Source organism: Mucilaginibacter rubeus, assembly GCF_003286415.2.
GTDB classification, from domain to species: domain Bacteria; phylum Bacteroidota; class Bacteroidia; order Sphingobacteriales; family Sphingobacteriaceae; genus Mucilaginibacter; species Mucilaginibacter rubeus_A.
In genome coordinates, this window is the sequence record NZ_CP043450.1 from 4,818,103 (window position 1) to 4,844,694 (window position 26,592).

The 26,592-nt window shown below is 41.1% G+C and carries 21 protein-coding genes and 1 pseudogene; 9 read left to right on the forward strand and 13 right to left on the reverse strand.

Annotation, left to right across the window (positions count from 1 at the left end):
* Positions 1 to 41: 41 nt before the first annotated feature.
* Both DEO27_RS18965 and DEO27_RS18970 read right to left on the reverse strand, forming a co-directional pair.
* Complete coding sequence (locus DEO27_RS18965) at positions 42 to 569, reverse strand: adenine phosphoribosyltransferase (RefSeq protein WP_112572671.1); 528 nt, start codon at positions 567 to 569, stop codon at positions 42 to 44.
* Positions 566 to 1,435 carry a helix-hairpin-helix domain-containing protein gene (locus tag DEO27_RS18970; RefSeq protein ID WP_112572673.1) on the reverse strand — a complete coding sequence of 290 codons (870 nt, stop codon included), beginning with the start codon at positions 1,433 to 1,435 and terminating at the stop codon, positions 566 to 568. The genes DEO27_RS18965 and DEO27_RS18970 overlap by 4 nt, the downstream gene beginning before the upstream one ends.
* Positions 1,436 to 1,509: 74 nt before the next feature.
* On the opposite strand from DEO27_RS18970, the gene DEO27_RS18975 reads away from it, so the two are divergent.
* Positions 1,510 to 3,264, forward strand: coding sequence for a lysophospholipid acyltransferase family protein (locus tag DEO27_RS18975; protein WP_112572675.1), 1,755 nt, complete (start codon positions 1,510 to 1,512; stop codon positions 3,262 to 3,264).
* Between the two features lie 66 nt (positions 3,265 to 3,330).
* On the opposite strand, the gene DEO27_RS18980 is transcribed toward DEO27_RS18975, so the two are convergent.
* From DEO27_RS18980 to pheT, 7 genes are all read right to left on the reverse strand, one after another.
* Positions 3,331 to 4,896, reverse strand: a complete 1,566-nt coding sequence (locus tag DEO27_RS18980) for a hypothetical protein (protein ID WP_112572677.1) — start codon at positions 4,894 to 4,896, stop codon at positions 3,331 to 3,333.
* Between the two features lie 304 nt (positions 4,897 to 5,200).
* Positions 5,201 to 8,479, reverse strand: coding sequence for a TonB-dependent receptor (locus tag DEO27_RS18985; protein WP_112572679.1), 3,279 nt, complete (start codon positions 8,477 to 8,479; stop codon positions 5,201 to 5,203).
* Between the two features lie 314 nt (positions 8,480 to 8,793).
* Positions 8,794 to 9,327 carry a DUF962 domain-containing protein gene (locus DEO27_RS18990; protein WP_112572681.1) on the reverse strand — a complete coding sequence of 178 codons (534 nt, stop codon included), beginning with the start codon at positions 9,325 to 9,327 and terminating at the stop codon, positions 8,794 to 8,796.
* A gap of 63 nt (positions 9,328 to 9,390) precedes the next feature.
* Positions 9,391 to 10,956: a ribonuclease Y gene (gene rny / locus DEO27_RS18995; RefSeq protein WP_112572683.1), complete on the reverse strand. Its 1,566-nt coding sequence runs from the start codon at positions 10,954 to 10,956 to the stop codon at positions 9,391 to 9,393.
* A 243-nt stretch (positions 10,957 to 11,199) separates the two neighbouring features.
* The gene (locus DEO27_RS19000; protein WP_090529762.1) at positions 11,200 to 11,490 is read right to left on the reverse strand and encodes a cell division protein ZapA; all 291 of its coding nucleotides are present in this window, start codon (positions 11,488 to 11,490) and stop codon (positions 11,200 to 11,202) included.
* A gap of 21 nt (positions 11,491 to 11,511) precedes the next feature.
* A complete protein-coding gene (locus DEO27_RS19005) occupies positions 11,512 to 11,802 on the reverse strand; it encodes a hypothetical protein (RefSeq protein ID WP_091173696.1) in 291 nt (96 codons plus the stop codon).
* A 124-nt stretch (positions 11,803 to 11,926) separates the two neighbouring features.
* Positions 11,927 to 14,326 carry a phenylalanine--tRNA ligase subunit beta gene (gene pheT, locus DEO27_RS19010; RefSeq protein WP_112572685.1) on the reverse strand — a complete coding sequence of 800 codons (2,400 nt, stop codon included), beginning with the start codon at positions 14,324 to 14,326 and terminating at the stop codon, positions 11,927 to 11,929.
* Between the two features lie 222 nt (positions 14,327 to 14,548).
* Here pheT and DEO27_RS19015 point away from each other — a divergent pair, with 222 nt between their 5' ends.
* Positions 14,549 to 14,995, forward strand: coding sequence for a DUF1572 family protein (locus tag DEO27_RS19015; protein ID WP_112572687.1), 447 nt, complete (start codon positions 14,549 to 14,551; stop codon positions 14,993 to 14,995).
* Between the two features lie 21 nt (positions 14,996 to 15,016).
* Here DEO27_RS19015 and radC read toward each other — a convergent pair whose 3' ends face one another.
* Positions 15,017 to 15,715, reverse strand: coding sequence for a RadC family protein (gene radC / locus DEO27_RS19020; protein WP_112572688.1), 699 nt, complete (start codon positions 15,713 to 15,715; stop codon positions 15,017 to 15,019).
* Positions 15,716 to 15,799: 84 nt separating this feature from the next.
* Positions 15,800 to 16,054, reverse strand: coding sequence for a 30S ribosomal protein S20 (rpsT, locus tag DEO27_RS19025; protein WP_112572690.1), 255 nt, complete (start codon positions 16,052 to 16,054; stop codon positions 15,800 to 15,802).
* A gap of 246 nt (positions 16,055 to 16,300) precedes the next feature.
* Between rpsT and DEO27_RS19030 the strand changes: the two genes are divergently transcribed.
* From DEO27_RS19030 to DEO27_RS19055, 7 genes and pseudogenes are all read left to right on the forward strand, one after another.
* Positions 16,301 to 17,059, forward strand: a complete 759-nt coding sequence (locus DEO27_RS19030; RefSeq protein ID WP_112572692.1) for a class I SAM-dependent methyltransferase — start codon at positions 16,301 to 16,303, stop codon at positions 17,057 to 17,059.
* A gap of 87 nt (positions 17,060 to 17,146) precedes the next feature.
* Positions 17,147 to 18,820: a MutS-related protein gene (locus DEO27_RS19035; protein WP_112572694.1), complete on the forward strand. Its 1,674-nt coding sequence runs from the start codon at positions 17,147 to 17,149 to the stop codon at positions 18,818 to 18,820.
* A gap of 34 nt (positions 18,821 to 18,854) precedes the next feature.
* Positions 18,855 to 19,814 (forward strand): zinc dependent phospholipase C family protein, encoded by a 960-nt coding sequence (locus tag DEO27_RS19040; RefSeq protein WP_112572696.1) that lies wholly within the window; start codon positions 18,855 to 18,857, stop codon positions 19,812 to 19,814.
* A gap of 386 nt (positions 19,815 to 20,200) precedes the next feature.
* Positions 20,201 to 21,028, forward strand: a complete 828-nt coding sequence (locus tag DEO27_RS19045) for a LamG domain-containing protein (RefSeq protein WP_112572698.1) — start codon at positions 20,201 to 20,203, stop codon at positions 21,026 to 21,028.
* A gap of 48 nt (positions 21,029 to 21,076) precedes the next feature.
* Positions 21,077 to 21,283: pseudogene (locus DEO27_RS32015) on the forward strand (hypothetical protein); the annotation flags it as partial.
* Positions 21,284 to 21,364: 81 nt separating this feature from the next.
* Positions 21,365 to 22,312: a hypothetical protein gene (locus DEO27_RS19050; RefSeq protein WP_223817994.1), complete on the forward strand. Its 948-nt coding sequence runs from the start codon at positions 21,365 to 21,367 to the stop codon at positions 22,310 to 22,312.
* A 3-nt stretch (positions 22,313 to 22,315) separates the two neighbouring features.
* Entirely contained in the window at positions 22,316 to 23,683 is a 1,368-nt protein-coding gene (locus tag DEO27_RS19055) for a vWA domain-containing protein (protein ID WP_112572700.1), read from the forward strand.
* A 139-nt stretch (positions 23,684 to 23,822) separates the two neighbouring features.
* On the opposite strand, the gene DEO27_RS19060 is transcribed toward DEO27_RS19055, so the two are convergent.
* Positions 23,823 to 25,673 carry a sialidase family protein gene (locus DEO27_RS19060; protein ID WP_112572702.1) on the reverse strand — a complete coding sequence of 617 codons (1,851 nt, stop codon included), beginning with the start codon at positions 25,671 to 25,673 and terminating at the stop codon, positions 23,823 to 23,825.
* Between the two features lie 222 nt (positions 25,674 to 25,895).
* Positions 25,896 to 26,549, reverse strand: a complete 654-nt coding sequence (locus tag DEO27_RS19065) for a DedA family protein (protein WP_112572704.1) — start codon at positions 26,547 to 26,549, stop codon at positions 25,896 to 25,898.
* Between the last annotated feature and the right edge of the window lie 43 nt (positions 26,550 to 26,592).

Here is a 26,592-nt window from a genome sequence, read left to right on the forward strand (position 1 = left end):
CATCCCTAACGCGGGAATCTTATATATAATGAAAATACTGCTTAATAATCGGCCAGCACAACCAGCTTATCACAAATAGGCGTTATGCGCTCTCTTCCATTCAGAAAACCGAGCCCAACTACAAAGGAGAAACCGGCAACAATACCGCCCATTTCTTTTATAAGTTCACTTGCCGCGGTTACGGTACCGCCGGTTGCGAGCAAATCGTCATGCAATAATATATGTTGGCCCGGTTCAAAGGCATCGGTATGCAGTTCGATAGTCGCGGTACCATACTCCAGTTTATATGCTTTTTGTTTTATGGTGAACGGTAGCTTGCCGGCCTTTCGCACTGGAATAAAAGGCACACCTAATTTGGTAGCTAACGTAAGCCCAAACAGGAAGCCCCTGCTTTCAATTCCTGCCACAACGTCAATACGGGTACCCTTTAACTGCTCAACAAAAGCGTCAACAATGTTTTCGCACAGCTCAGGGTTTTTAAGTATGGGGGTAATATCTTTAAAAATAATTCCTGGTTTCGGAAAATCGGGAATATCCCTTATGGCTGCTTTTATTTGCTGAGCTATCATTTGAAAACTAAATAAGGCCCAATTTTACGCAAAATTCCGTCATTAAGTATGGCAATATTTTTCAGATCGGTCAAGGTATTGTAATTACCATGCTCATCGCGGTAAGCAATAATGGCATCCATCTGCTTAAAGCTCATATATGGAAAACGCCTGAGATCATTAAAAGTAGCTCTGTTAATGTTCACTTTGATAATATGCCTGCCATCTACCGCAACCTCGTCTTTTATCTGGTCGTACTTTTCCTGATCGAGGCCATAAACTTCCTTTAACTGCTCCTTGCTGTAAAAGCCGCCAACCCGCTGACGATAACGAACAATACGACGGGCAAACGCGGGACCTATTCCGTGGATCATGGTAAGCCTTGCTGAATCGGCACTGTTGATATCAACTACTTCGCCCGGCTTAACCTTATTGATGTGCAAGGCCGGGCCATCAGGCAAATCAATATAAGGCTCGAGACGCTTATACTCTGTTGGACTAATACTATACATTTTTTGCACATCTCCCCTGGTAAAAAACCGACCACCTTTTTCTTCGTAATGTTTAATTACCTGTGCCTGATGCTCTGTAAGGCCAAGCTTTATCCAGCTTGTAACAGCTAAATTATTGGGGTTAAACTTAAAAAGAGTAATGGGTAACGTTGTGTGATTTGCTGCTGAAGTATGCTCATCAGCTATGAGATCGCCCGTTTTATTGGCATAGGCTACTGCTTTATCAAAAGCCTTAAAATTTATTGTATTATCTTTGTGGTTTGCCAGGAATACATAGGGGGCCAACAAAACCATCGCTATTAAAATAATCAACACTACCATTCCGTTCCACTCCTTTTTTGTGATGGACAGATAGCTTTTAAGTTGCGGGCTCATTTATATACATTCCTGCCGTTAAATTAAATAAAAATTTAGGATATTTATTTGTTAAAACATACTGCTTATAAACAATGAAAGTTATAACCACCGAAGAGTTTGCCAAAGCCACCAAACTGGATAAGTTGAAAATGCCGGGCCTGGCCGCTTTATTGATGGAGTTAATGAAGATAAACCAGGTAAACGACCTGTTTGCACAGGCGCAACCCAAGCAAGGGCCTGAGTTTGTTGACGCTATATTAGAGGGATGCGGCATCGACATTGAATTTGACGAGCGCGAGCTGCGCAACATACCTAAAGAGGGAAGCTTTGTAGCCATAGCCAACCATCCTTACGGGGGTATTGAAGGCATGGTGCTGTTAAAAATCCTTTGCATGGCCCGTCCCGACTCGAAGTTGATGGCCAACTTTCTACTCAAAAAAATCCCAAATCTTGCCGATTATTTTATTGCCGTAAACCCGTTTGAAAACGTTGAACATTCATCAAGCATAAGCGGTTTAAAAAACACCCTTGAATTACTAAACCAGGGTACGCCGATAGGTATTTTCCCTGCCGGCGAGGTATCAACCTTTAAAGTAGAACAAAAACAGGTAACCGACCGCATGTGGCACCCCGTTGTGGGAAAAATCATAGCTAAAGCCAAAGTACCGGTTGTGCCAATCTATTTCCATGGCAATAATGGCTTATTATTTAACTTCCTGAGTTTGCTGCACCCTACTCTACGTACAGCCAAACTGCCATCAGAACTATTTAACAAGCATGGCCATACTATTAAGTTACGCATAGGCAAGCCTATCAACGTAACCGAAATTCCGGATTATACTAACAGTACAAAGCTCCTTAACTTTTTGCGTGCCCGTACTTATGCTTTAGGCACCGGCTTGGAAGAAGAAAAGAAAATCTTTAGCCCACGTAACCTGTTTAAAATTAAACGTGACGCTGAAGAAATTGCTCCTGAAATTGACAGTGCCATCCTTGAAAAGGAAATAGAGCCGCTAAGGGAAAATTACAAGGTTTGGACCGAAAAAAACTACGAAGTATTTATTGTTCCCACCTCAACCATTCCGAACGTAATCCGCGAGATTGGCCGTTTAAGGGAGATTACTTTCAGGCAGGTGGGCGAAGGCACCAATAAAAGCATCGACCTGGATGAGTATGACATTTATTACCATCACCTGTTTATCTGGGATTTTGAAGCCAAAATGATTGTAGGGGCTTACCGCATTGGTTTGGGGGATGAGATCTTTTACAGCGTGGGCAAAAAGGGCTTTTATGTTAATGAGCTGTTTAAGCTTAAAACGCAATTTATCCCGGTATTGCGCCGCAGCCTTGAACTGGGCCGTTCCTGGATCCGTAAAGAATACCAGACTAAACCACTGCCGCTGTTCCTGTTGTGGAAAGGCATCCTGAAATTCCTGATCGATAACCCGAGGTACCGTTACCTGATCGGCCCTGTAAGTATCAGTAACTCGTTCTCTAAATTTTCGAAATCACTTATTGTCGATTATATCAACCGCAATCACTTTGATCATGAAATGGCGCAGTACGTTAAACCACGCAAAAAATTTAAGGTTGATTTTGCCAAAATTGATACCGACCTGCTCATGGCCGGCGAAGACAGCTTTAAAGGCCTCGATAACCTGATATCTGAAGTGGAAACCCGTAACATGAAAGTGCCGGTATTGCTTCGTCAGTATATTGCTCTTAATGCAAAGATCATCAGCTTTAACATCGACCCTAAGTTCGCCGATTGCCTTGATGGCTTCCTGGTACTCGACCTTGAAAAAGTACCACAGGATATATTGGATAAGCTCGGGAAAAATTTATAATATTCAAAAAGAAAAACGAAAAAAAATGCCCTGCCGGTACCGGCAGGGCATTTTTTTTAATTGATGTTATCCGTCTATAGTTGTAACACCCGACAATGTGATGTTAAAGGATTTGACAATTTTAATTTTAGGCGTTCCATTATTAGGAACAACATCAAAAGAAATCCTTAGCACATGGTTTGGCATTTTTTGTCCTATCGTAAAAGTGGCCCATGCCTCAGAATTACTAAAATCGCAGCCATAGCATGTGTTAACTGTACGTATCGCAAAATAATTATTATTACTTGGGCTCGGATAACCGAGGTTTACATAACGATTAGCTCCGTCGTATTCTGAACCAACTGGCCAGGGCTGATCTGTGCCATCATCATTAGTATTTTCATAACTAATAATTTCTTGTTTAAGATTAGCAATAGTTGCCCCTGTTGAAGTGTTATTAATGATAGATTGATTCCAAACAATATTGTAAGAGTTAGGGTTGAGCTGCGCAACAGGAAAATGCCCCCAACTGTATTGAAGATAAACCAATTGAGCAGTTGGCGCTGCCGATAAGGTCATCAAACCCAACGGAGAAGGATATAACGGCACATAACCTGTTGTGCTCTCCTGATTTTTACTACCAGGTATAATCATACTCATATTGGCCAATGAATAAACGTCTGTAGAAGCCCCTGTAAATGTATAAGTAGTATTAGTAGTCAGGTGAACATATTGCCTGGTGCTGTCGGCACCCGCTACCCCACCAAAAATTCCGTTAGAAACATTTTTCACAGACCCGCTCAATCCAGATTTCAAAGCGTCATGGAGCGCCGATTTAAGCAGCGACGTCGCGCCCTCTTTTATTGGCCCTAATGCGGCTAAGCCCCCAACTTCTAACGCACCGCTTAAAAGACTTCCAAACATACCTGGTGAAGGCGGTGCAGGTTGAGCTATTGTGCCTGTTATGCTACCTTGAGATGTACCATTAAGGGTTAGGTTGCTCACATTGATAGAGTTAACTTCCCAGCTCATCAAATTGCTGCCAGCGTCCTTCGTACCAACATTAGGATCGTAAGCCATTTCAAATTCTGCAGCATACCACGTGCCGGTAGCGGTGGTTTTAAAAGGCTGTGCCAATGAGGTTGTATTACTGGTTGCATTCAAATCAACAGCGTTGGCGGCCGAATAACTGAGTACATGTGCGTTGTTTGCTGCCCGTTGTACCAAAGTATGTATAATATTACTGCTCGGTATAGGGGTAATTGGGCTCAAGTAAAAATAAGCTCTTAAAACTCCCCTATACCTGTTATATAAAACAAAATATAAAGGAGGTGTCAACTGCGTTGTATTAAAAGTATTGTAAACTAATTGCCAACCATCGGTAGCTTTTATATCGGTAGCATAAAGAAGTGGAAATGACTGATTTGATCCACTTGCCCATGGTTTCAAAATCGACGTTCCGGTTGGTGCAGGCATGTAATCACCTACTTCCCAATTAAAATTATAAGGCGTTATAGCATTTACACCTAAAGTTTTCTTTGAAGAATTATTGTCAAATTTCTTCAAATCTTCCACTGGGTTCTTTTTACAGCTATTTAATAACACAATAGCTATTAAAATCAAAAAATAAATCGGTTTTAATTGTTTTTTCATACAGATTTGTGAATATTGGTTTATTATATATTATAAAAATACATAATAAGACAACAAATACGCATATTCCAATATTATATAATTGTTAATTATTTCCTAAAAAGAAACATAAACAGTAAACACAATTAAAAATTACTCAAAAGATAAAAAACACACAACAATATTAACATAAAAGAATTATCATCGTCTCAAATAAAAAGATTATAACATATATTAAATAATTAAAAATCCTCTATAAACAACAAAAGCGCCCTGCCGAATACCGACAGGGCGCTTTTGTTATTAACTATGTTTTGTTATACAATTACCAGCTGTAACGTACACCAAATTGCATTTGCCAGCGTGAAGAAAACAAATCAACTGAGTACGGCACACCAGGGTTCTGGAATGTGTAAGTTGGATAAGTGCTTGACGCATTTGCAAACGAAGGAGTTGTTTTTGGAGATAAACCTACACTTGCAGTTGAGTTATAAGTATTAGCTGAGAAGTAGTAACGGCCCCAGTTTTTGTTTAACAGGTTAGTAAGGTTGATGATGTCATAAGTAAAAGTGATCATCTGTTTGTGCTTACCACCACCAAATTTAAAGTCTTGAGTGAAACGGAAGTCAAGGTCGTTATTCCATGGAGTGAACGCGCCGTTACGCTCAGTGAATTTACCACGACGAGTGCTCAGGTATTTATCACCATCGATAAAGGCATCAAAAGCTGCTGCTTGCTGAACTGCTGTTTGTCCGCCAACAATATCCTGGAAGAATTTAGCAGTTTCACCCCTGTTAGGAATGTAAGCTAAGCTAACTTGCTGACCAGTACCATCGATAGCACTTGGGTAGAAACCATAGGTATATGGATTACCTGATTGCGCGCTAAAGAAGAAAGTAAAGTTAGCAGTATAGTTGTGAGCACCATCCCAATCATGTTTAAAGTTAACGTTTGATACGATGCGGTTACGGATATCAAAGTTTGAGTTAGCTAAACCTGGGTTGTTAGGATTTAAAGCCTGGTTAAGCTGCCAGTTTGACTCCATTGAGTTACGGATACCATTGGTAACATCTTTTGAATGGCCATAAGTATAGGCAACTGAGAAATTCAAGGCACTCTGTGAATCAAACTGGGTAAATTTACCTACCTGCGCTGTAGTGCTGTAACGGTAGCCCTGGCTTGTGTTTGATAACAGATAAGCGTTTGTATATGTAGCATTAACACCTTTATTTACAAAGATTGGCTGTAAATGCTGTGTATCATAAGGATAATAAGTTACCTGGTCGGTAGTATTTACCTGCTGGAATTTCAAATCGTGGATAACTTTAGTGTAGATACCTTCAACAGTGAATTTCCATTGGTTATCAGTTGTATAATCAACCGCTAAACTGCTTCTCCATACCTGTGGCATTTTGAAGTTATTATCGATCAAATCGACCTGAGTTTTACCTGCAGATGAGGTATTGAAATTTTGCTGATTAACAAAATTTAAACCACCGTTGGCAGGTGCCTGAACAGGGTTAGAACCGGCAACAAAAGGAGTATTTGATTTTGACGGCTGGTTATCATAAGCACCATAAGTAGTACCGTTATTATAAAATGAATAACCAAACCATGCGAAAGGAACACGGCCAGTGAAGAAGCCGCTACCGCCACGTAATATAACGCTTTGATCACCTAACACATCATAGTTAAATGAAACACGTGGGTTGATCTCTGCATTACCAAGATAATTTTGTTTGATATCTTTTGGCTTGGTGTAAGTAAACGTATTACCGTAGTTAGGGTCAACTGTAGCGTTAGTAGTTTTATCGCTCAGTGGTTGTTTATTAGGTACGTCTGCATAATCCAAACGAATAGCTGCTGTCAATTTGAAAGCGTCTGTTATCTGGATTTCATCCTGTGCGTAGAAGCTAAACAAGTTAACTTTAAACTTAGCTGAAGGATTTGCTAAGATATAGTCGCGAGTATTGTTTATATAGTTAAAGTTAGCACGTACACGAGAAGGGTTGTTATTGACAAAATTCTCGATGCTGCTATAAGCAACACGACCGTTCCATGCGTTTACGAAGTTATAAGTGATATTATAAAACTCGTTGTGCGTACCAAATGTAAACGTGTGCCTTCCTTTTGTCAAGGTTAAGTTATCGGTAAACTCAGCAGTTTTCTGGTGCATATCAAAAATAGCGGCCTCACGGTCGGTACCCATAAATATAGTTGTACCCGGAGTACGGCCGGTGATCTCAATTTGCGGCAACGCTGGGTTTGAGTTAGGGTCACGGTAGTCATGAACAGCAGAATAACCTAATACTAAGCTATTGCTTAAGTCGCCAGAAAACCTTGATTTTAACTCAGCAACTGTTGATGTTGAGTTGTTGTGAGAGGTATAATCAATACCACTGAAACGGAAGTTTTGTTGGTCACGCTCTAAATTTGTTGCTTTTGAGCTGATAGTATTGTTACGTAAAGTTAACTGGTTGTGATCGTCGATATTCCAATCCAAACGGTTAAAAAACTTGTTTGAGTTAGAAAATATCGTAGTGTTGTTGTAAGTACCCGGATCAATACCGCCTGTAAACGATTTAAATGCGGCAACCAATTTATCACCATCGGCCTGGCTTAAGATGTTAGCCGAACCATTGTGATCCAATCCACGGATAACCGGATCCTGCCTGCGTGCAAGCTCTTCGTTAGTAAAGAAGAATAATTTATTTTTTACGATAGGGAAACCTAAACGGATACCGGTTTGGTAATCATGAAAATCGGTAAGTTTTGAACCATCGCCACCCAAGTTTGCTGGTACATTGTTTTTACCAACCATAAATGAACCACGGCCGTAACCATAAACAGCGCCGCTAAAATCATTTGTACCGCTACGGGTTACAGCGTTGATACTACCACCTAATACGTTACCGATTTTGATATCGTAAGGAGCAACATAAACCTGGATGTCCTGGATAGCGTCAAGAGAGATTGGGCTTGTACGGGTACTGCTACCTACCTGACCTGAAGCGTTGGTTTGACCACCCAATGAAGGGCTAAAACCAATAGCGTCATTGTTGATAGCACCATCAAGCGTTACGTTATTGTAACGGAAGTTGGTACCTTGAAATGAGTTATTGTTACTTTGGGGGGTATTTCTGGTTAAATCCTGCAAGCTGCGGTTAATTGAAGGAGCAGTACGGATCTGGTTTTGACCGATACGGGTACTTGCACCTGTTTTAGCAGGCCCTGCAGATGCTTTTACTTTAACCTCTTGCAGCGTAGTAGTTTCATCCTGCAGGATAAAGTTTAAAGTAGCGTTGCCTAATTGAAGTGTCAGGTCACTTTTTTCGTCTTTTTTATAACCGATAAAAGTAGCGGTTACAGTGTAAGGACCACCCGGGTTAATGTTATTAACCGAGAAGCGGCCTTCGGCATTGGTTTGAGCGCCATACCTGGTACCTGTGCTGGTATTTAATACAGTAATGGTAACACCCGGAAGGGTAGCACCTTTCTGATCTGTAACTTTACCATTAAGTACCGAGGTGGTGATCTGAGCGTTTGCAACGCCCCCAACCCCAATAATTATTAGTGTTAAAATAATGAAGTAGAGCTTTTTCATTTGTGATTTTTTATTGCACAAAATTGCCCAGACAATGTTAAGTTTACATTAACACCAGATTATTATATTAACAACTGCTTAATAATTTCTTTTTTGCTTAACATGAAAGCCTTCGAATAAAAACATAACATGCTGATTATAAACAACATAAAAAACAACCCTATGGCATAATGTTAAATTTTCTGCAACTATAGATTGAGCATAAATTACACAACTATGCACATTAAGACTAAAAACCTGACGCTATTAAGTCAATCTGCCGAACTAACAATAGTTAGGTTTTTAACAAATACTTAATAAGCAATAGGATAAGATCAACTTTTGATTCTCAGCTTATTAAGCAATTGATTCAGCAGGTATGCCGGTGCTATAGCCAATGATTTGATATTGAGTTTGTTTTTTGCAAATTCCGGTTCGCGGCTATTGCCTATGAGCAACGCGCTTACAGAAGGAATAAATATAGAAACACATAACAGCCACATAGCAGGCCCTCCCGTTTGTTGCCAGGCTACCAGTTCCATTATACCGTAACTAAACCCCAATAAAATAAATAAGATAAAGTAAGATATAATTGGCGATAGCTTTAAATAGAAATAGATGGCAATAGCTATCACAAATGAAGCCCAGTTAAAATATCCGTTGTAGATTCCTAAAAAGCCCAAATGCGGAAAAGGGATAGCCCAGATCAATCCAAAGAGGCTAAACGTTAAAGTTGGGATGCAGATATAATGTATCATACTGTTAACCTCATCCTGGTGAGCTTCTTGATACTCCCTAAAATATTGATCAACCAGGCGTTCATCAATATTTACCGTTGCTTTCTGTTTGTTGTTTGTTTTTGTTGCCACGCTGTAAAAATAAAAAACCCCTCCGGCTTTGTACCGGAAGGGTGCTGTTTAATTTTATAATGATTACTTGGCAAATGCTACCGAACGGGTTTCCCTGATAACGGTAACTTTAATTTGACCTGGATAAGTCATTTCTGTCTGGATCCTGTTTGAAATATCAGCAGCCAATACTTCTGATTGCGCATCGCTGATCTTTTCGCTCTCAACAACAACACGCAGTTCGCGGCCTGCCTGTATCGCAAAGGTTTTCTCTACACCCGGATATGAAAGCGCTAATTCTTCCAACTCTTTCAAACGCTTGATGTAACTTTCAACAACCTCGCGACGGGCACCAGGACGTGCACCTGAGATAGCATCACAAGCCTGAATTATTGGTGACAGCATTGAGGTCATCTCAATTTCATCGTGGTGAGCACCAATAGCGTTACAAACTTCCGGATGTTCCTTATATTTTTCGGCCAGTTGCATACCTAAAATAGCGTGAGGCAACTCCGGGTTATCATCAGGTACTTTACCAATATCATGAAGTAAACCGGCACGTTTAGCAAGTTTTACATTAAGGCCTAACTCAGCGGCCATAGTAGCGCAAAAATTTGCCACCTCTCGCGAGTGCTGTAACAAGTTTTGCCCGTATGATGAACGGTAACGCATACGGCCAACCATACGGATCAGTTCAGGGTGTAAACCATGAATACCCAAGTCGATCACAGTACGCTCACCTATTTCAACAATTTCTTCTTCAATTTGCTTTTTGGTTTTGGCAACCACCTCCTCAATGCGGGCAGGGTGAATACGGCCGTCGGTAACCAAACGGTGCATTGCCAAACGGGCAATCTCGCGCCTTACCGGGTCAAAACCTGATAAAATGATGGCTTCCGGGGTATCATCAACAATGATCTCAATACCGGTAGCAGCCTCCAAAGCACGGATGTTACGCCCTTCGCGGCCAATGATACGGCCTTTGATCTCGTCGTTTTCGATGTTGAAAATAGATACTGTATTTTCAATAGCGCTTTCAGTAGCAGTACGCTGAATAGTTTGAATAACTATTTTCTTAGCTTCTTTTGTAGCAGTAAGCTTAGCCTCATCAACAATATCCTTGATCTGGATCATGGCTTTTGTGCGGGCCTCTTCGCGCAGGGTATCCACCAATTGGTTTTTAGCATCATCGGCAGATAAGCCGGCGATGGTTTCCAGTTGCTGGATGTGCTGGTTTTTCAGGTGCTCAACTTCGTCCTGTTTTTTAACTACTACCTCTGTTTGTTTCTCAAGGTTTTTGCGGGTATTATCAAGCTCGCTCTCTTTGCGGTTAACATTTTCCAGGCGCTGATTTAATGATTGCTCCTTTTGTTTTACGCTGTTTTCGCGCTGGTTTACAGCGTTGTTTTTATTGTTAACTTCCTGCTCGTGCTCAGCTTTCATCTGCAAAAATTTCTCTTTTGCTTCAAGCAGTTTGTTTTTCTTGAGGATCTCGGCATTATTTTCAGCATCTTTTAAAATCTTTTTCACTTTATTCTGAGCTGAGGCTTCCTGGTCTTTGAAAAGCTTTCGAAGCAGGAAGCGGCCAATTAAAACGCCAATGATGGCGCCTACAAGCAGGCCGATGATAACGTATAGTAATATGTCCATTTTAGGTTTGGTGGTGTTGTATATATGTATGTAAATAAAAAAACCGCAACTAACTTTTAAGTATCATGTATTTAAAACTTCATTTCGGATATTGGGGACCATGGGTTGGTTAACGTTAATCGCAACTAACGCATGCCTCTTGATCCGCTTAATATTGAAGCGTTAAGTTTTTAATAGTGAAACCTAAAATTTAACTGCGGTTAAATCTTAATGTGCTCTTGTATATTATGTAAAGAACGTTTATTACTTCGAAAAAAATTCGGTCAACAAATGATCTAAATGATAAACTTTTTCTGTTACCTCGGTATCCTCCACGGTAACTTTCTTTTCAGCCTTCAATGATGATGTAGCATAATGCAATACACACATTGAAAGTAAATCCTGCTTATCCCTAACCGCATAATTTTCTTGATATTCTTTTATCCGGTCGTTGATCAGCTTAGCCGCCCTGCGTATTATTTCTTCTTCCTCCATGTTAACCTTTAAGGGGTAAACACGATCAGCAATATTTATTTTTATTGAGATTTCTCCCATTTGAGCTTTTCACTTTTTGTACTATTTTTTCAATAATACAATACACTTATCTATTTCCTGCACAAAGTCGTTAATTTTTTGCTTAATGTCAACACTTTTTTCATTTGTTTCAGAAAAAGACTTGGCAACTTTAACAACTTTTAATTTTTCTTCCAGTTCTTTTGTCTTAGCCTTACTGGCATTTAGGGCTACTGTAAGCGCCTCGCTTTCCAGTTTTAAAAGATCATTTTCTTCCTGCAAAGCAGCGCACAGTTCAATCAGGCGCTCGGTTTTATCTACAATTTTATTTAACTGCTCTGCTAAAGAAGGCATCTTTTTAATTAGTGAATTATTGAATTAATGAATTGGTGAGTTCTGCAATAATTGAAATACTAATTTATTAATTAAATAATTCAACATCCCCACCAAATCCGAAATCGAAATTCCGAAATCCGAATTACTTCCTGATTTCCGCTCCGGCTTCTTTTCCTAAATTATAAATTAATTTCTGCATAATAGAATCAATTGCCTTATCCGTTAACGTTTTTTCGATATCCTGGATAATGAAACTTAAGGCATATGACTTTTTACCTGCAGGCAATTTATCGCCCTGGTAAACGTCAAACACATCAACTTCCTTCAGCAATTTACGCTCGGTACGCAGGGCAATTTGTTTCAACTGACCAAAAGATACGCTTTGGTCTATCAGCATAGAAAGGTCGCGCCTTACAGCCGGAAATTTTGAAACCTCCTGGAAAACGATCTTATTTTTACGAATGGCGGTCAATACAAGATCGAAATTAAAATCGGCGTAGAACACCTCTTTATCAACATCAGCCTTTTTCAATGAAGTACCAGCAACCGAACCAAATTTTACCAATTGCTTACCATTAAGCATGTATTGAATGCCAAACGACATTTTTTTGCAGGTTGCATCCTCAACAGTGAAGTTACTGATGTTCAGGCGTTGTAAAACACCATCAACTACAGCCTTGATATTGTAGAATGATACAGGTTTCGATTTTTGGTTCCATTGCTCGCCGGCATTAGCCCCTGTAATAAAAATACTGAAACGCTGGGTTTCGATGTATTTATCATTTTCCAGTTTATACACTTTGCCAAACTCATAAAATTTCAAATCTGAGCTCCGGCGGTTCTGGTTATAAGCAATGGCTTCCAAACCTGAATATAGCAGCGTTTGACGCATTACGTCAAGATCACTACTCAACGGGTTTAGGATCTTCACAGCAGTATCCAGGTTATCCGAATAAGCAGATTTGGTAAGCGAGTTAGCCAGGATCTCATTAAATCCATTCGCGCTCAGCAAATCAGATAACTGATTTTGAACAGTATCTTTCTCCGGCCGGGTAGAGTTATTTAACGATGCCCTGATCTGGGTAGGGATCTCGATGTTATTATAACCATAAATCCTCAGGATCTCTTCAACCACATCCACATCGCGGGTAACATCCACGCGGTATGGCGGTACTTGTAACGATAGCGAATCCGCAGTTTCATTCACTATCTTAATATCAAGTGCCGTGATGATACCTTTGATCTCATCATTGCCAATCTTCTTACCAATCAATTTATCGATGGTGTTATAAGTGATCTCTACAGCGAAGGGTGCAACCGGAGCCGGATAATGATCAGAAATTTCTGACGATACCAGACCACCCGCCACCTGTTGAATCAACAATGCAGCACGTTTTAATGCAAAAACGGTCATATCCGGATCGGTACCACGCTCAAACCTGAACGAAGCATCGGTTTTTAAGCCATGCCTTTTTGAGGTTTTGCGAACAGATACCGGATTGAAGTAGGCACTCTCCAGGAAAATATTTTTGGTTGATTCCTTAACACCCGATTTCGCGCCGCCAAATACACCGGCTATACACATTGCTTCTTCAGCATTACCAATCATCAGATCATCGGCAGATAACTTCCTGTCAACCTCATCAAGTGTTTTGAATACGGTGCCTTCGGCATAGTTTTTTACCAATACCTTGCCGCCGGTTATTTCATCGGCATCAAAAGCGTGTAACGGCTGTCCAAGCTCATGCAGCACGTAATTAGTAACATCCACAATGTTATTGATAGCACGGATGCCGATAACAGCCAAACGCTCTTTTAACCATTGTGGTGATTCTTTAACTTCAACACCACTGATGGTTAAACCTGAATAACGCGGTGAAGCCTGTTCGTTTTCCACAATAACCTCAATCGTACGGCTTGTGTTATCAACTTTAAAAGCGCTTACATCGGGCTTGTGAATACCTATTTTCAGAAAAGCGGCAATATCCCTTGCAGTACCCAAATGCGAAGCCGCATCGGCACGGTTAGGGGTTAAGCCAATCTCGTACATGTAATCGTCGTTCAGCTTGAAATATTCTTTAGCTGGAGTACCTACAGGCGCATCTTCCGGCAATACCATAATACCCGCATGGCTGGTTCCCAAACCTATCTCATCCTCAGCGCAGATCATCCCGTGAGATTCTTCACCCCTGATCTTCGATTTTTTGATAGCAAAAGGCTCGCCGCTGGTTGGGTAAACTGTTGAGCCAACTACCGCAACCACTACTTTTTGTCCGGCAGCTACGTTAGCAGCACCGCAAACAATCTGCAGGTCTTCGCCGGTGCCAACATCAACCTTAGTAACATGCAGGTGGTCAGAATTGGCATGGTCAACACATTCGTTTACGTAGCCAATCACCAGGCCTTCCAGTCCGCCTGGAACGGCTTGTACTTTCTCCAGACTTTCAACTTCCAAACCGGTTCCGGTAAGGATGATTGAAATTTCCTGAGGCGTTTTATCAGTATCAATAAATTCTTTAAGCCAGTTATAAGATATTTTCATTATTCCGAAATGATAATCGGCAAAGATATAAAGATTTCGGATGTGGGGTTGGTAGATATGCAGATTTAAGATGATTCTTGATTATACAAACCAATGTTACTTGCTCAACAAATAAAGCTAAACCCTGAATCGAAATCTTGGCAATCAATTATAAAATAACTTACATTGCATTGTTAATCCAAAGATTTTCCCGGAATAAACTTCAACCATTTCCATCAAACTATGATAAAAGATACGCTCAAAGCATTGATCATCCGTGACCTTGAAAAATTAAAGCAGGAAATAGAAGCTTACCAAAACGAGACGAAGCTCTGGCATATTGAAAAGAGTATATTAAATTCTGCGGGCAACCTTTGTTTACATTTGGTTGGCAACCTTAATACCTATATCGGTGCAGAATTTGGAAAAACCGGTTATGTAAGAAACCGCGTTGATGAATTTGCGTTAAAAGATGTACCGCGCTCAGAATTGGTGGATAAAATAAAAAGCACGATCCTTATGATCGAAAAAACCTTCGATATGATTTCAGAGAATCAGTTGAACGAAAAATACCCGGCTGAAATAATCCTAAAAGATGCATCTACCGAATACTTTTTTGTTCACCTTGCCATGCATTTAAGCTACCATTTGGGTCAAATAAACTACCATCGCCGGCTGCTGGATAATTGACTATAATTTGCACACCTTCAATCACATCATCCCTTCGTCGGCTAAACTCAAATAGCCACCATCGGTAATAATTAAATGGTCAAACACGCCGATGTCAAGCATCCGGCCTGCGGCGCTTATTTTTTTGGTAAGTTGGATATCTTCGTTACTGGGTTTCAGGTTACCAGACGGGTGATTATGGACGAGGATTAGTCCGCTGGCCTGGTATTGCAGGGCCGAATAAAAAATGATTTTAGGATCGCACACCGTTGCCGATAACCCGCCCTTACTAATCAATTCTTTTCCTAATACTTTATTGGAACGCCCTAATAGTATAATCCAGAACTCTTCATGGTTCAAATCCATCAGGTGCCTGCGCATAATATTATAACCATCCCTGCTCGAAGTAATCACCTCAATGGCCCCCGATTCAGATTCGTTCCGACGGCGACCGATTTCAAGCGCCGCTATAATAGATATAGCCTTAGCCTCTCCTATTCCTTTAAATTTGGATAGCTCGGTTATTGAGGCCTTACCCAGTTTATTGAGGTCGTTATCATAGTGGTGCAAAATGCGTTTGCTTAATTCAACCGCTGTTTCGGTACGGCTGCCCGAGCCAATCAATATCGCTATCAGTTCGGCATCGGTAAGGGCACGACGCCCTTGTCCGCTTAGTTTTTCCCGCGGGCGATCTTCCTCGGCCCATGATTTGATACTGATCTTGCTTTCGTAGTTTTCCACGCCCTGAAAGTATGAAAAAGCACCAAACAAAAAAAGGGACAGTGTTGGTACACTATCCCCTTAGTATATTTTAAATAGCTAAGATTAGCTTAAGCCGTTAACAAATTTAGTAAGCTTTGATTTATTGTTCGAAGCTTTGTTTTTGTGAATAACGTTCTTTTTAGCCAAACGATCAAGCATAGAAATTACTTTACCTAACAATGCAGTTGCATCGGCTTTGGTAGTAGTGTTTCTTAATTTTTTAATAGCGTTCCTGGTTGTTTTAGCCTGGTACCTGTTACGCAGACGCTTCGCAGCGTTTGCCCTGATTCTTTTTAATGATGATTTATGATTTGCCATCTCGTATAGCTTGTTATTCTTTTCTACTTATTTTAAGGACTGCAAATATAGGGCGATTAAATTTAATATGCAAATGGTTTTTTGATTTATATTTTGAAGTAATTGAATTGATAATGTGCAGGATTATCTATTACCTTACAACCTCCGCCATACCCTTTTTTAATAAGCTATTAACGTAAGGTTTACAAAGTGTTCATACAACACATTGATTTTTGCAGCGTTATTAATAGCTAAAGTTATCGCATCATGGTTATCAACAGCACCACCAGGTTTAGCAACCGGGTTGAAGATTATGTAAAATATCGCCCCGGCTACCCTGCCGAAATTGTTAAATTTTTACATGACACCTATAACCTGACCCAGGACAAACTTATTGCAGACATTGGAGCCGGCACAGGTATATCTACTGCCTTATTCCTGAATAAAGGCTACCGGGTAATTGCCGTTGAACCCAACCTCGAGATGCGCGAAAAAGCTATCGAATTGTTAGGCTCATACCACGGCTTTATCCCCAAAAACGGCACAGCCGAAAACACAGGCATTGAAGACAATACAATTAGCGCCATTATAGCCGGACAGGCCTTTCACTGGTTTGACGCAAAAAAAACCCGCATCGAGTTTAAAAGAATCTTAAAGCCGGATGGCATCGTTGCACTTATCTGGAATGAAAGAAAAACAACATCGGCTTTTGAACAGGAGTATGATGAGCTTATCATAAAACATGGCAACGATTATGTAAAGGTTGATCACCGCAATATCGATACTGAGGATATTGAAGCGTTTTTTACCCCGGAACCCGTTCATCTGGAAATCTTTACCAATAAACAGGTATTTGATTTTGAAGGCCTGAAAGGCAGACTGCTGTCATCATCATACATGCCTACGCGCGACGATGCGGGTTACCAGCCGATGATCAATGATTTACAGGCGCTTTTTCATAAATTTCAGCACGATGGGGTTATTGTAATTAATTACGATACCAAAGTATATTCGGGTAAATTATAAATTGAGCATTATTTCGTATTGGTGAAACAATTGTGTGCAGGTGTTATCTAATAAGCAAAACATAGCTTATAAATACCACTTTTAAACATGATATACTGGATCATCATTATAATATTACTGCCCTTCATATTTATTTTAATAAGCCATTTAAAAAGCAAAGCACAACAAAAAAAGAAACTTGCTAAGATTAAACAACGCTGGGGAAAACCCATAATTGCGAGCAGGAATTTCAAACCGATCAGCAACTATTTAACAACCTATAAGGGCTCAAACGAGATCTCAACAGACACCGCAAGTGACCTGGATATCGATAGCGTATTTGAATATATCGACCGAACAAACTCAAAACCAGGTCAGCAATACTTATACAAACAACTTCGTTCGCCGCAAATTTCGGAAGATTATTTTGAAACGATTGAGCAACGAATCGATCTTGCCACAACCAACAGAGAGCTAAGAGAGCAAACCGAGCTTAAACTATCGGAATTGGGCAGTAATGACGCCTATTATTTACCCGAACTTTTCAAAAAGCCCCATTATTCCATTTTCCCTGCTCTCGGCAATGTTTATATCAACATAGCGCCATTTTTGATCATTGGCGTGGCCTTCAGCCTTTTTATAGTTCCTAATCAGTTTATGTTTATACTATTGCTGGTATTAATGATAACCAATGTTGTTATTCATTACAGCAATAAAACCCAAATGCTTAATTACACGCATTCATTACCACAGCTGCTGATTTTATTCCGGGTTGCAAACTGGCTTAAAAATCACAACCTGCTTCGGGATGATGAACATACGCGCGCCAGCATGGTTAATATGGGCAAACTCAAAAAGTCGCTGAACTATATAACCCTGCAAAATAAGGCAGCCATCGACCCAACCGATATCTATTATCTTGTTACCGAATGGCTGAAAATGTTCCTGCTTATTGAGCCGCTGGTATTTATCAAATCCATCGGCAAAGTGAACAAATACCTGGATGACATTAAGGTTATTTATGAAGCGGTAGCCGAGGTGGACATAGCTATTTCTATCCAATCTGTACGTGAGGGGGCGGTGCATTATTGCAAGCCACAAATAACAACGGGTAACGTCAATATTGTTATTAACGATCTTTATCATCCCCTTATTCCAAACTGTGTATCAAATTCTATCTCCATTGATAATACACAGGGCATTCTGGTGACCGGCTCTAACATGTCGGGTAAAACCACTTTCATCAGGGCTATTGCAATTAACGCCTTGCTATCGCAAACTATTAACACCAGTTTTGCTACAGTATACCAGGCGCCTCCACTTAAAATATTTACAAGCATTGATATGGCCGATGACCTGGGTGATAATAAAAGCTATTTCCAGGCCGAAGCAATGGCTGTAAAAAATATAGTTTCGCAAACTATAGCCAGTAAGCCCGTAAACAGCCTGGTGATTATTGATGAAATTTTCCGAGGAACCAACACCATTGAGCGGATAGCAGCTGCCAAAGCTGTATTAAGCTATTTTATCCAAAACCAAAGTTTTGTGTTTGTATCAACACATGATCTGGAGCTGGCCGAGTTGTTAGGCAGCGATTATAAAGTTTTCTCGTTTGAGGAAGTGATAGGTGATGACCGGCTGGTATTTGATTATAAAATTAAAGAGGGCCTGCTTAAAAACAGAAATGGCATAGCGGTTTTAAAAGGCGTAGGTTTCCCGGAGAGTATCATTGATGATGCCAATAAAGTAAGCAGCCAATTGCGGAAGAAGTATAATTTGTAATTTAAAACTCCCCTTTAAATTGCATCTTTAACCCATGAACCGCCGTATTATTTTAAGCATAACAGGAATCTGTTTAATCATGTTATGCTCATCATGGGGGTTCTTTGCGCATTACCGCATTAACCGGTTGGCTGTTTTCACGCTACCTAAGACCATGTCGGGCTTTTACAGGGCCAATATCGACTATATAACAGAACATGCTGTGAGCCCCGACAAACGCCGCTATGTTGACTCATCAGAAGCGCCCCGCCATTTCTTTGATGCCGACCGTTATGGCAAAAAACCATTTGAGGCCATGCCTAAAAAATGGAAGGATGCGGTAGCCAAATACCCTAAAGATACCATCATTAAATACGGCACCGTTCCCTGGGCTATCCAATACCAATATTACCGGCTGGTGCGAGCTTTCAAAGCGCATGATACCATCGATATACTTAATGCCTCGGCATATTTAGGGCATTATATTGCCGATGCCCATGTACCCCTGCACTTAACCCAAAACTACAATGGTCAGCTTTCCGGGCAAACCGGCATTCATGCCCTTTGGGAAAGCCGTTTGCCCGAATTGTTCGCCGATCATTATAATTATTATGTTGGCAAAGCCCGGTATATTGATAACCCGCTTAACGAGGCTTTCCGTATATGCAAGGCTACCTATAAACGTGTGGATACTGTTTTGCGTTTTGAGCGCATGCTAAACAAAGCCTACCCGCAGGATAAAAAATACGAATTGGTGCAGCACGGCAAAAGGCAGATCAGCGATTACTCCGTAGCCTACAGCCAGGCTTACCATAAAATGCTGAAAGGAATGGTTGCAAGGCAAATGCGTGCCTCCATACTTTCTGTAGGCAGTTTCTGGTATTCGGCCTGGGTTGATGCCGGGCAACCGGACCTGGATAAGCTTATCGCTACGCCTTTAAGCAATGAGCAAAAAACAAAACTCCTGCAAGAAGAAGCACTGTACCGTTCAGGCAAAGCACCGGTAATAAAATAATTAACGCTAAAAAACAGCACCTCTCCCCTCTTATCTTCCTCTACATTCCTCAAAATAAACTTCGCTAAAACAGCGAAAAGATAACACCGACTATCACTGAAACAATCGTGACGTGATAACGCGATCAACTCTTAAAAGTTCATTCTTTAATTACCTCATTTTGCATTATCACGGTACTAATACGCAGTTTCTCCATTAGGTATTTATACGCTATAAGCCGGTTTACAGCCCTCCTAACTTAGTTAAATCAATCAGGAAGTTGATTTGACCTCCCTCCTTGTCGTTTCAGGCCAAAAGCCTGGAAGAAGATTTAAAGTAAGCAGGAGACCATATCAAGTGACTGCGTTTTTTATCACTAAATATTTACATCTATAAACTATTATCTTATGGCAAACTTAACTTTAGCACCACGATGGGCATCGAGTGTGCTGCAACTCGGAAACACCGCATATGTTGATTGCGGTACACCAACCGTACTTAACAATTTAACCTCCTTTACACTGGAGGCCTGGGTAAATGTATCGAGCCTGAACGGATTTCAATCTGTAGTAGGAAATGTCGACAATGCGGTTGGCGGACAGTACCAATTATTTCTTGAATCGGGTTATGTTTATGCCTATGTAGGCATTGCTCCATACCTGATCAAATCCACCTTACCTATCACTGTTAACGAATGGCACCACCTGGCCTCGGTATTTGACAGTACAACATCCAGCTTATCACTATATGTAGATGGCGTAGCTGTTGCACAAAGCAATTTTTCAGGAACGTTGCCAACTAATGGTACCAATGTACTGTTGGGCGCTGTAATGCAACAGGGCAGCCCGATCTGGTACCTACAGGGCCAGATTGGCCGGATCATGATCTGGAACAGCACTCGCGATGCTGAAGATATCCTTAATGATTCGGTACAGGTAAATAATTACAGCGCCGTCCAAAATCCAAACCTTATCTTTTACAGCGACTTTTCCGAAATGCCGGGAGTTGACAGTTCAGGTAACAATATAACCCTTAACTTCAAAAACAATGTACAATACGCATTTAACGTTCCATCGGTGGTATTGGGAGCAGATGGTTATGTTGATTGCGGCTCCTTCCCCGAATACAGCATCTCCGGAAATGCACCTTACACCATTGAAGGATGGTTTTTCCCTGGCAGCAGCAGCAACGGCATTTTACTAAGCTATGGATTAAACGGCGCATGGGAATACTAGGTAAGCTATCAAAACAACCAGGTTACAGGCCAGCGCAACAGCGACACCATCTCTTTATCATCAGCCGCATCTGTATTACCGCTTAGCTATTATCATTTCGCGCTTAGCTACGACAGCGATGTTAAGGCACTGAGCCTGTACGTAAATGGCAACCTTCAGGCTATCGATTATTTTCCTTCGCCGGTTACTGCAGTTCCGAACGGGCATGTACTCGTTGGCGCTCAGTACGACTCGAATGGAAATATTATCAATAATTTTAACGGTTCTATTCAAAACCTCCGGATCTGGAATGTATGCCTTGAGCAATCGGAAATTGTTCAATGGATGTATAACGATGTGATAACCGACAACCGTTTAATTTCCAATTTTGACTTTACCGTTAACCCTCCTATAGATACCACCGATAAATCGACATTGGAGCTGGATAACGGTGCTGTACAGCAACTCCAAACCGTAAACGTTTTAACCACCGAGCAGATTGCACTTTTGGGAATACCACAATCCATCAATGCCATCTATCTTAATCAAAACGTTGAAACACCGGTACCGCCGCCAACAGACATATTATTTAGCAACCAGCCCCAGGTATTTACCGAAGATCATAAAGAAGAAAGCTGGGCACAGTTCGAGGAATGGTTTGGCAGTAAAAATGGAGGCCCGGCAACCGAAGGTTTTCGTCAGCAGTTTGATAACGCCTATGAAAAGGCCAGGCAAATGTTTGATGAAAATGCCAACTTATCCCGTGTTTTTACCCGAACCGACACCAATGGCATAACCCGCATTATTTACCACGGCGTAAAAGCGGATATGCTTGTTTATGAAGGGGCCGTAGGTGCTGAATCAGATTGTACGTTGTGGTGGATCCAATTCATCTTCGCACTTACTGTAGGTTTCCTGCAGGCTGTGGGGCTGGCGCCTACTACCGGCAATATAGCCACCCGCATTTATAACCTGCTGCGTGCAAACCAAACGGTAATGAACGCGATGAGCTCAATGGCCGGAAAAGCAATCAGCGCTACCGCTGCTATCGGGTTTGTTGGTGTAGTATATCAGCAGGGACTAATGTGGACTATCATCAAATTCGTACTGACATCTGCAGGATGGTATGCCTTATTCTGGATCCTCCGCAAAGTGATAGCTATTGTAACAGGCCTTGAGGCGGCAGCCATACTTGCCGGCTTTATTGTATGGGCTACTCAGCTTACCATACTTTCACTTAAATACAATACCGCATGCGGACAACTTCTTCAATCAACCAAAGTTTCACCTTCTTTTAATTCATAAGCCATGCCGACTTCAACACCTATTGTCGCTATACCTATAGTAGACACTTCAAATAGTATGACCTATTACAACTACGTTGCAATTACTGTTATAGATACAAAAGCATTCTTGAATAACGCTCTGCCGGGCGATTATATCGGAGTTGCCTCTTACGATGTTAGCGGCAGAGTAACTTATAATCTAACGCAGGTTGATCAAAACCTAACCGTACCAGTTGCCGCCGCCGCTGCCGTACAAAATCTTAACTTTACCGGGAGCTGCACCAATATGGGAGGTGGGCTTCAAACAGCAGTAAACATGCTTTCCAGTGCCCCCTCCGGTGTAAACAAAGGCTTGGTTTTGCTATCTGATGGTTATCAAAACTGCGGCACCAATCCCTTGCCCTTACCAGCCGGAACCCCACCTGTGTATTCTTGTGCTATGGGGCCGTCATCTGACCAAAACCTGATGCAGCAAATTGCTACCCAAAGCGGTGGGCAATATTACTATGCGCCATATGTGTACAACATGATGCAGATTTATAACCAGATCAGGGCACAAACCCCTTCGGCACAATTGCTTGCCAACGGGTATAAAGTAGCACAGGCCTACGATTACCTGATGATTCCTGCTACCGTGTCTGCAGGTAACGATGTCGGACAGTTTTCGGTTGTATGGAGCGATACTAAATACACCTTCACAAATGGCCAGCCCGGGCTTAATCAATTAAGTGTAACACTGGTAACCCCGGCCGGTGTGGTAATTACGCCAATGCCTACTTTACAGGGGGGAGCCTACGTAGTGTTTAACATCCCTAACCCGGCCGTAGGCCTGTGGTACATCCAGATCATGTACGGAGGTACAACTCCACAGGGTTTAACAGGCGGCGCCTTTGAATATGCACCATCAGGCAATGCGGCCCCGCTTCAGCTCACAGTTGATGCCCCGGCGGCTGTACGCAAAGGGCAGCCCATTACCTATCACGCGCATTTAACCGATGACGGCAAACCTATAACAGGGCAACATGTACATGCAGTTATTACCCGTCCTAAATTCAGTCAGCAAAGTGCCTTAAAAACTTATGCCGCCCAGCTTAAAACAATAAAGCTGTCTGATGAAACAATGGATACAATACAATATCCGGATTTGGCGAAGCTTGATCTGCTTTACAAGCAGCGGTTAAATGAAAATGAAGAAGACCTTTTACCACACCTGAAAAGTGGTGCTGTACTGACAGAAGCAAAGCATGGCGGCTATTCGGGTACAATACATGAAACCCATGAGGCCGGAAGCTACACGGTTGAACTGGAGGTAACAGGATTTTCTGACAAGTCTAAAACCCCGTTTTCAAGGACTCATCGTTTTAACGTAGTAGTTACCGATGGTGATTGAATAAACCAAACTTCCGTTTAATATGCAAAAGCCGGAACCCGGATTGATCTAAATCCAGGTTCCGGCTTTTATTCTTGAAGTATTTTTAATAATTTCTTGGAGTAATCTCGGGATAAATAATCGCTGACCGTTTAACAGCTTATTTAGCTGCCCGGTAATTAGACACTAATTCTGATGTGCGCAAAGCCCTTGAATAAATCTTTAAATTAGATATTGTACCGTCCAGATTTTTACCGAACGTAACAGGCGAATCGGTATTTATGTTATTAATTCCAAAAAATCTTGTCCAACCGGCAGGAGCATTCGCTCCACCATCGCAAAGTTTTCCATCTACCATTGCCATAATAATGTTTGCTCCCCCATCAACAACAAAGGCAACGTGATGAAGCTTATTTGGAACGATGGTGCCTTTGTCAGTTTCTAAACTAACACTTTTAACACCGTCATTCAAGGAGATAGCAATAGTTCCGTTATTTGTTGTAGCAATATCCAAACCCGGGCCATTACCTGTACTATTTGTTAAAATATGCCCTACTGAATTTAGATTATTAAGCGTAACAAAAAAATCTACAGTAAAGCCACCATTGTTTTCCAGACTTGGGAAAAACTTATTATTAGATGGCAGCGTTAAGTCATTGGGAGCCTCATATTCATTTATGAGCCCTCTGGTTACTTTCTCTTTTCTAAAACGCTGATACCAAAGATCGTTCAGGAGCAGAGGACTAATTTCATGTACCCTTGCTGTATTTTTCTGAGTTTCTGTAATGAAATATTTACCCTCCTGCTCTATTAAATCCGGATAGCTCATGCCTTCATTTACATTGCCGCTGTATAAAAGGATCTCGGGCTCCGACCACCAGATAGTTCCGTTTCTTTCAATTCCACCCGATACCCAAACAGGATTTCTGTTGTTATATCCAGGAGTTCCATAATTATGAAACCAGAATAAGTATTTTCCGTTTGAGCACTTAAATATTCTCGGGCAGGCAGTTGGATGCTTGAATATGCGGTCGCTGGGAGTTCCGTTACCATAACGCATAGGCGCCGGCGTATTCCAGGAGGTACCTAAATTTGTACTAATTGCAAAACCAGGAAAGCCCAAATACGTACGGTTTACACAATATAAGCTGCCATTACTCAACTGCACGAGATTGTGTTCCTCTTGAAGAGACCAGGTTGGGTTTTTTATTCCCACATCCCCGCCTGGTAAAATATTCCATTGCAAGGCATTAATATCTTTCTCTGTTTCGATATTTGGGCAATTAACCAACCAACCTTCACCCCGGTCACTTATATATGCACCAATTTTTGTGTACGAAAATAATAAACCATTTGTAGAGTGTATTGGTTTACAAATCCCCCAAAACATTTGTACCTGACCTTTAAAATTATTGTTATTATCAACGAGTGTATTTTTTATGGAAAGCCTGTACCTATCAGACCAGGTTTGCCCCATATCGTCAGAATATTTATAACAATACCATCCTAAAAGATCGTTTTTTATATGCTTGCCATTTAATTCTGAAATATTGTCTCCATTATAATCGTAAAAAACGTATATCCTCCCGTAAGCAGTTATATAGGGAATTGCCCAGGAAGCTACCGGGCCAGAGGATGGTTCGATATCAACGGCTGGGCCCCATGTTTTTCCCAGGTCGGTGCTTCTACTACTCATAACATGCTGCCCGGGGGTGCCTTCGGCACCACGACCAGTAGTAAATACGCAAATCCATGAGCTATCCCTGGCTTGAACAATATAAGGCTGATCGAGATACGGGGCCTTATAAATGATGTTACCTAAAGTAATAGATCTTTGATCTATAAAATCTTCGGCATTTATGTCGGGTATAAAGGAAAGACTATCAGCAACAGGATTACCCGGAGATGAAGGCGTTTGAGCATTAGCCATCTCATGTTTTTTGCAACCAAAAACAGCTAAAATAAAATACAAGGAAGAGATGATAAGGCGGATTCGTAAAGAGTGTTTCATTAAATCTTATATATTCTTATAAATACACTCAATATTCAATCAATAAAACTTCGGCCATAAACAAATATCTTTCGTTTACAGAGTTATTAATTAATATAGGGGGTGTATTACTAACAATATCAAAGATAAAGCTTCCTTATTTAATTCAGTCACAGAATCTTAAATTTAATAAAACAATAAACTTATTTTTATATAGCTATAACGACCAGCTTAAATTTGCGGCTAAGCAGTCGGATTTTTAGCAGCGCGTCCTTTTACAGCGGCAAAAATTGGAGGCAATATTGATATCAGGATAATAATTACTCCCACCAATGAGAAGTTTTTAGCTATGATATCTACCTGGCCTAATTTGTAACCTGCAAACAGGAATACGATGATCCACGATGCGCCGCCGATGATGTTATAAAGGCTATAGCGTAAAAAAGGCATCCTGCCAACACCGGCAACAAAAGGTGCTATGGTACGGATGATAGGCATAAAACGGCTAAATATTACCGCCTTGCCGCCGTGTTTGTCAAAAAATGCTTTGGTTTTAAGGTAGTATTCCAGCTTCAGGATCTTATTTTCTTCCTTAAATACCTTGGGGCCAAGGTAGTTACCTAAAAGGTAATTTACGGTATTACCTATAAATGCAGCTGCAATAAGTATAATACCCAGCAACCAGATATCTAAACCAGAGCTGCCACCTGCAATTAAAGCACCGGCTGCAAACAACAGTGAATCGCCGGGTAAAAAGGGAGTTACAACAAAGCCAGTTTCGGCAAATATGATCAGGAAAAGGATGAGATAGGTCCATCCCTGGTAAGCACTGGTGATTTGTACCAGGTGCTTGTCAATATGCAGTATAAAGTCGATGATGCTTTTTATTACTTCCACAGGCGTAAATTTTGCCCAAAAATATAAATATTAAACAGAAAGC

Excerpts from the sequence above, each read along its gene's own strand:
- DEO27_RS18965 (WP_112572671.1), bottom strand. The coding sequence starts at position 569 with ATGATAGCTCAGCAAATAAAAGCAGCCATAAGGGATATTCCCGATTTT.
- DEO27_RS18970 (WP_112572673.1), bottom strand. The coding sequence starts at position 1,435 with ATGAGCCCGCAACTTAAAAGCTATCTGTCCATCACAAAAAAGGAGTGG.
- DEO27_RS18975 (WP_112572675.1), top strand. The coding sequence starts at position 1,510 with ATGAAAGTTATAACCACCGAAGAGTTTGCCAAAGCCACCAAACTGGAT.
- DEO27_RS18980 (WP_112572677.1), bottom strand. The coding sequence starts at position 4,896 with ATGAAAAAACAATTAAAACCGATTTATTTTTTGATTTTAATAGCTATT.
- DEO27_RS18985 (WP_112572679.1), bottom strand. The coding sequence starts at position 8,479 with ATGAAAAAGCTCTACTTCATTATTTTAACACTAATAATTATTGGGGTT.
- rny (WP_112572683.1), bottom strand. The coding sequence starts at position 10,956 with ATGGACATATTACTATACGTTATCATCGGCCTGCTTGTAGGCGCCATC.
- DEO27_RS19000 (WP_090529762.1), bottom strand. The coding sequence starts at position 11,490 with ATGGGAGAAATCTCAATAAAAATAAATATTGCTGATCGTGTTTACCCC.
- DEO27_RS19005 (WP_091173696.1), bottom strand. The coding sequence starts at position 11,802 with ATGCCTTCTTTAGCAGAGCAGTTAAATAAAATTGTAGATAAAACCGAG.
- pheT (WP_112572685.1), bottom strand. The coding sequence starts at position 14,326 with ATGAAAATATCTTATAACTGGCTTAAAGAATTTATTGATACTGATAAA.
- DEO27_RS19015 (WP_112572687.1), top strand. The coding sequence starts at position 14,549 with ATGATAAAAGATACGCTCAAAGCATTGATCATCCGTGACCTTGAAAAA.
- rpsT (WP_112572690.1), bottom strand. The coding sequence starts at position 16,054 with ATGGCAAATCATAAATCATCATTAAAAAGAATCAGGGCAAACGCTGCG.
- DEO27_RS19030 (WP_112572692.1), top strand. The coding sequence starts at position 16,301 with ATGGTTATCAACAGCACCACCAGGTTTAGCAACCGGGTTGAAGATTAT.
- DEO27_RS19035 (WP_112572694.1), top strand. The coding sequence starts at position 17,147 with ATGATATACTGGATCATCATTATAATATTACTGCCCTTCATATTTATT.
- DEO27_RS19040 (WP_112572696.1), top strand. The coding sequence starts at position 18,855 with ATGAACCGCCGTATTATTTTAAGCATAACAGGAATCTGTTTAATCATG.
- DEO27_RS19045 (WP_112572698.1), top strand. The coding sequence starts at position 20,201 with ATGGCAAACTTAACTTTAGCACCACGATGGGCATCGAGTGTGCTGCAA.
- DEO27_RS19055 (WP_112572700.1), top strand. The coding sequence starts at position 22,316 with ATGCCGACTTCAACACCTATTGTCGCTATACCTATAGTAGACACTTCA.
- DEO27_RS19060 (WP_112572702.1), bottom strand. The coding sequence starts at position 25,673 with ATGAAACACTCTTTACGAATCCGCCTTATCATCTCTTCCTTGTATTTT.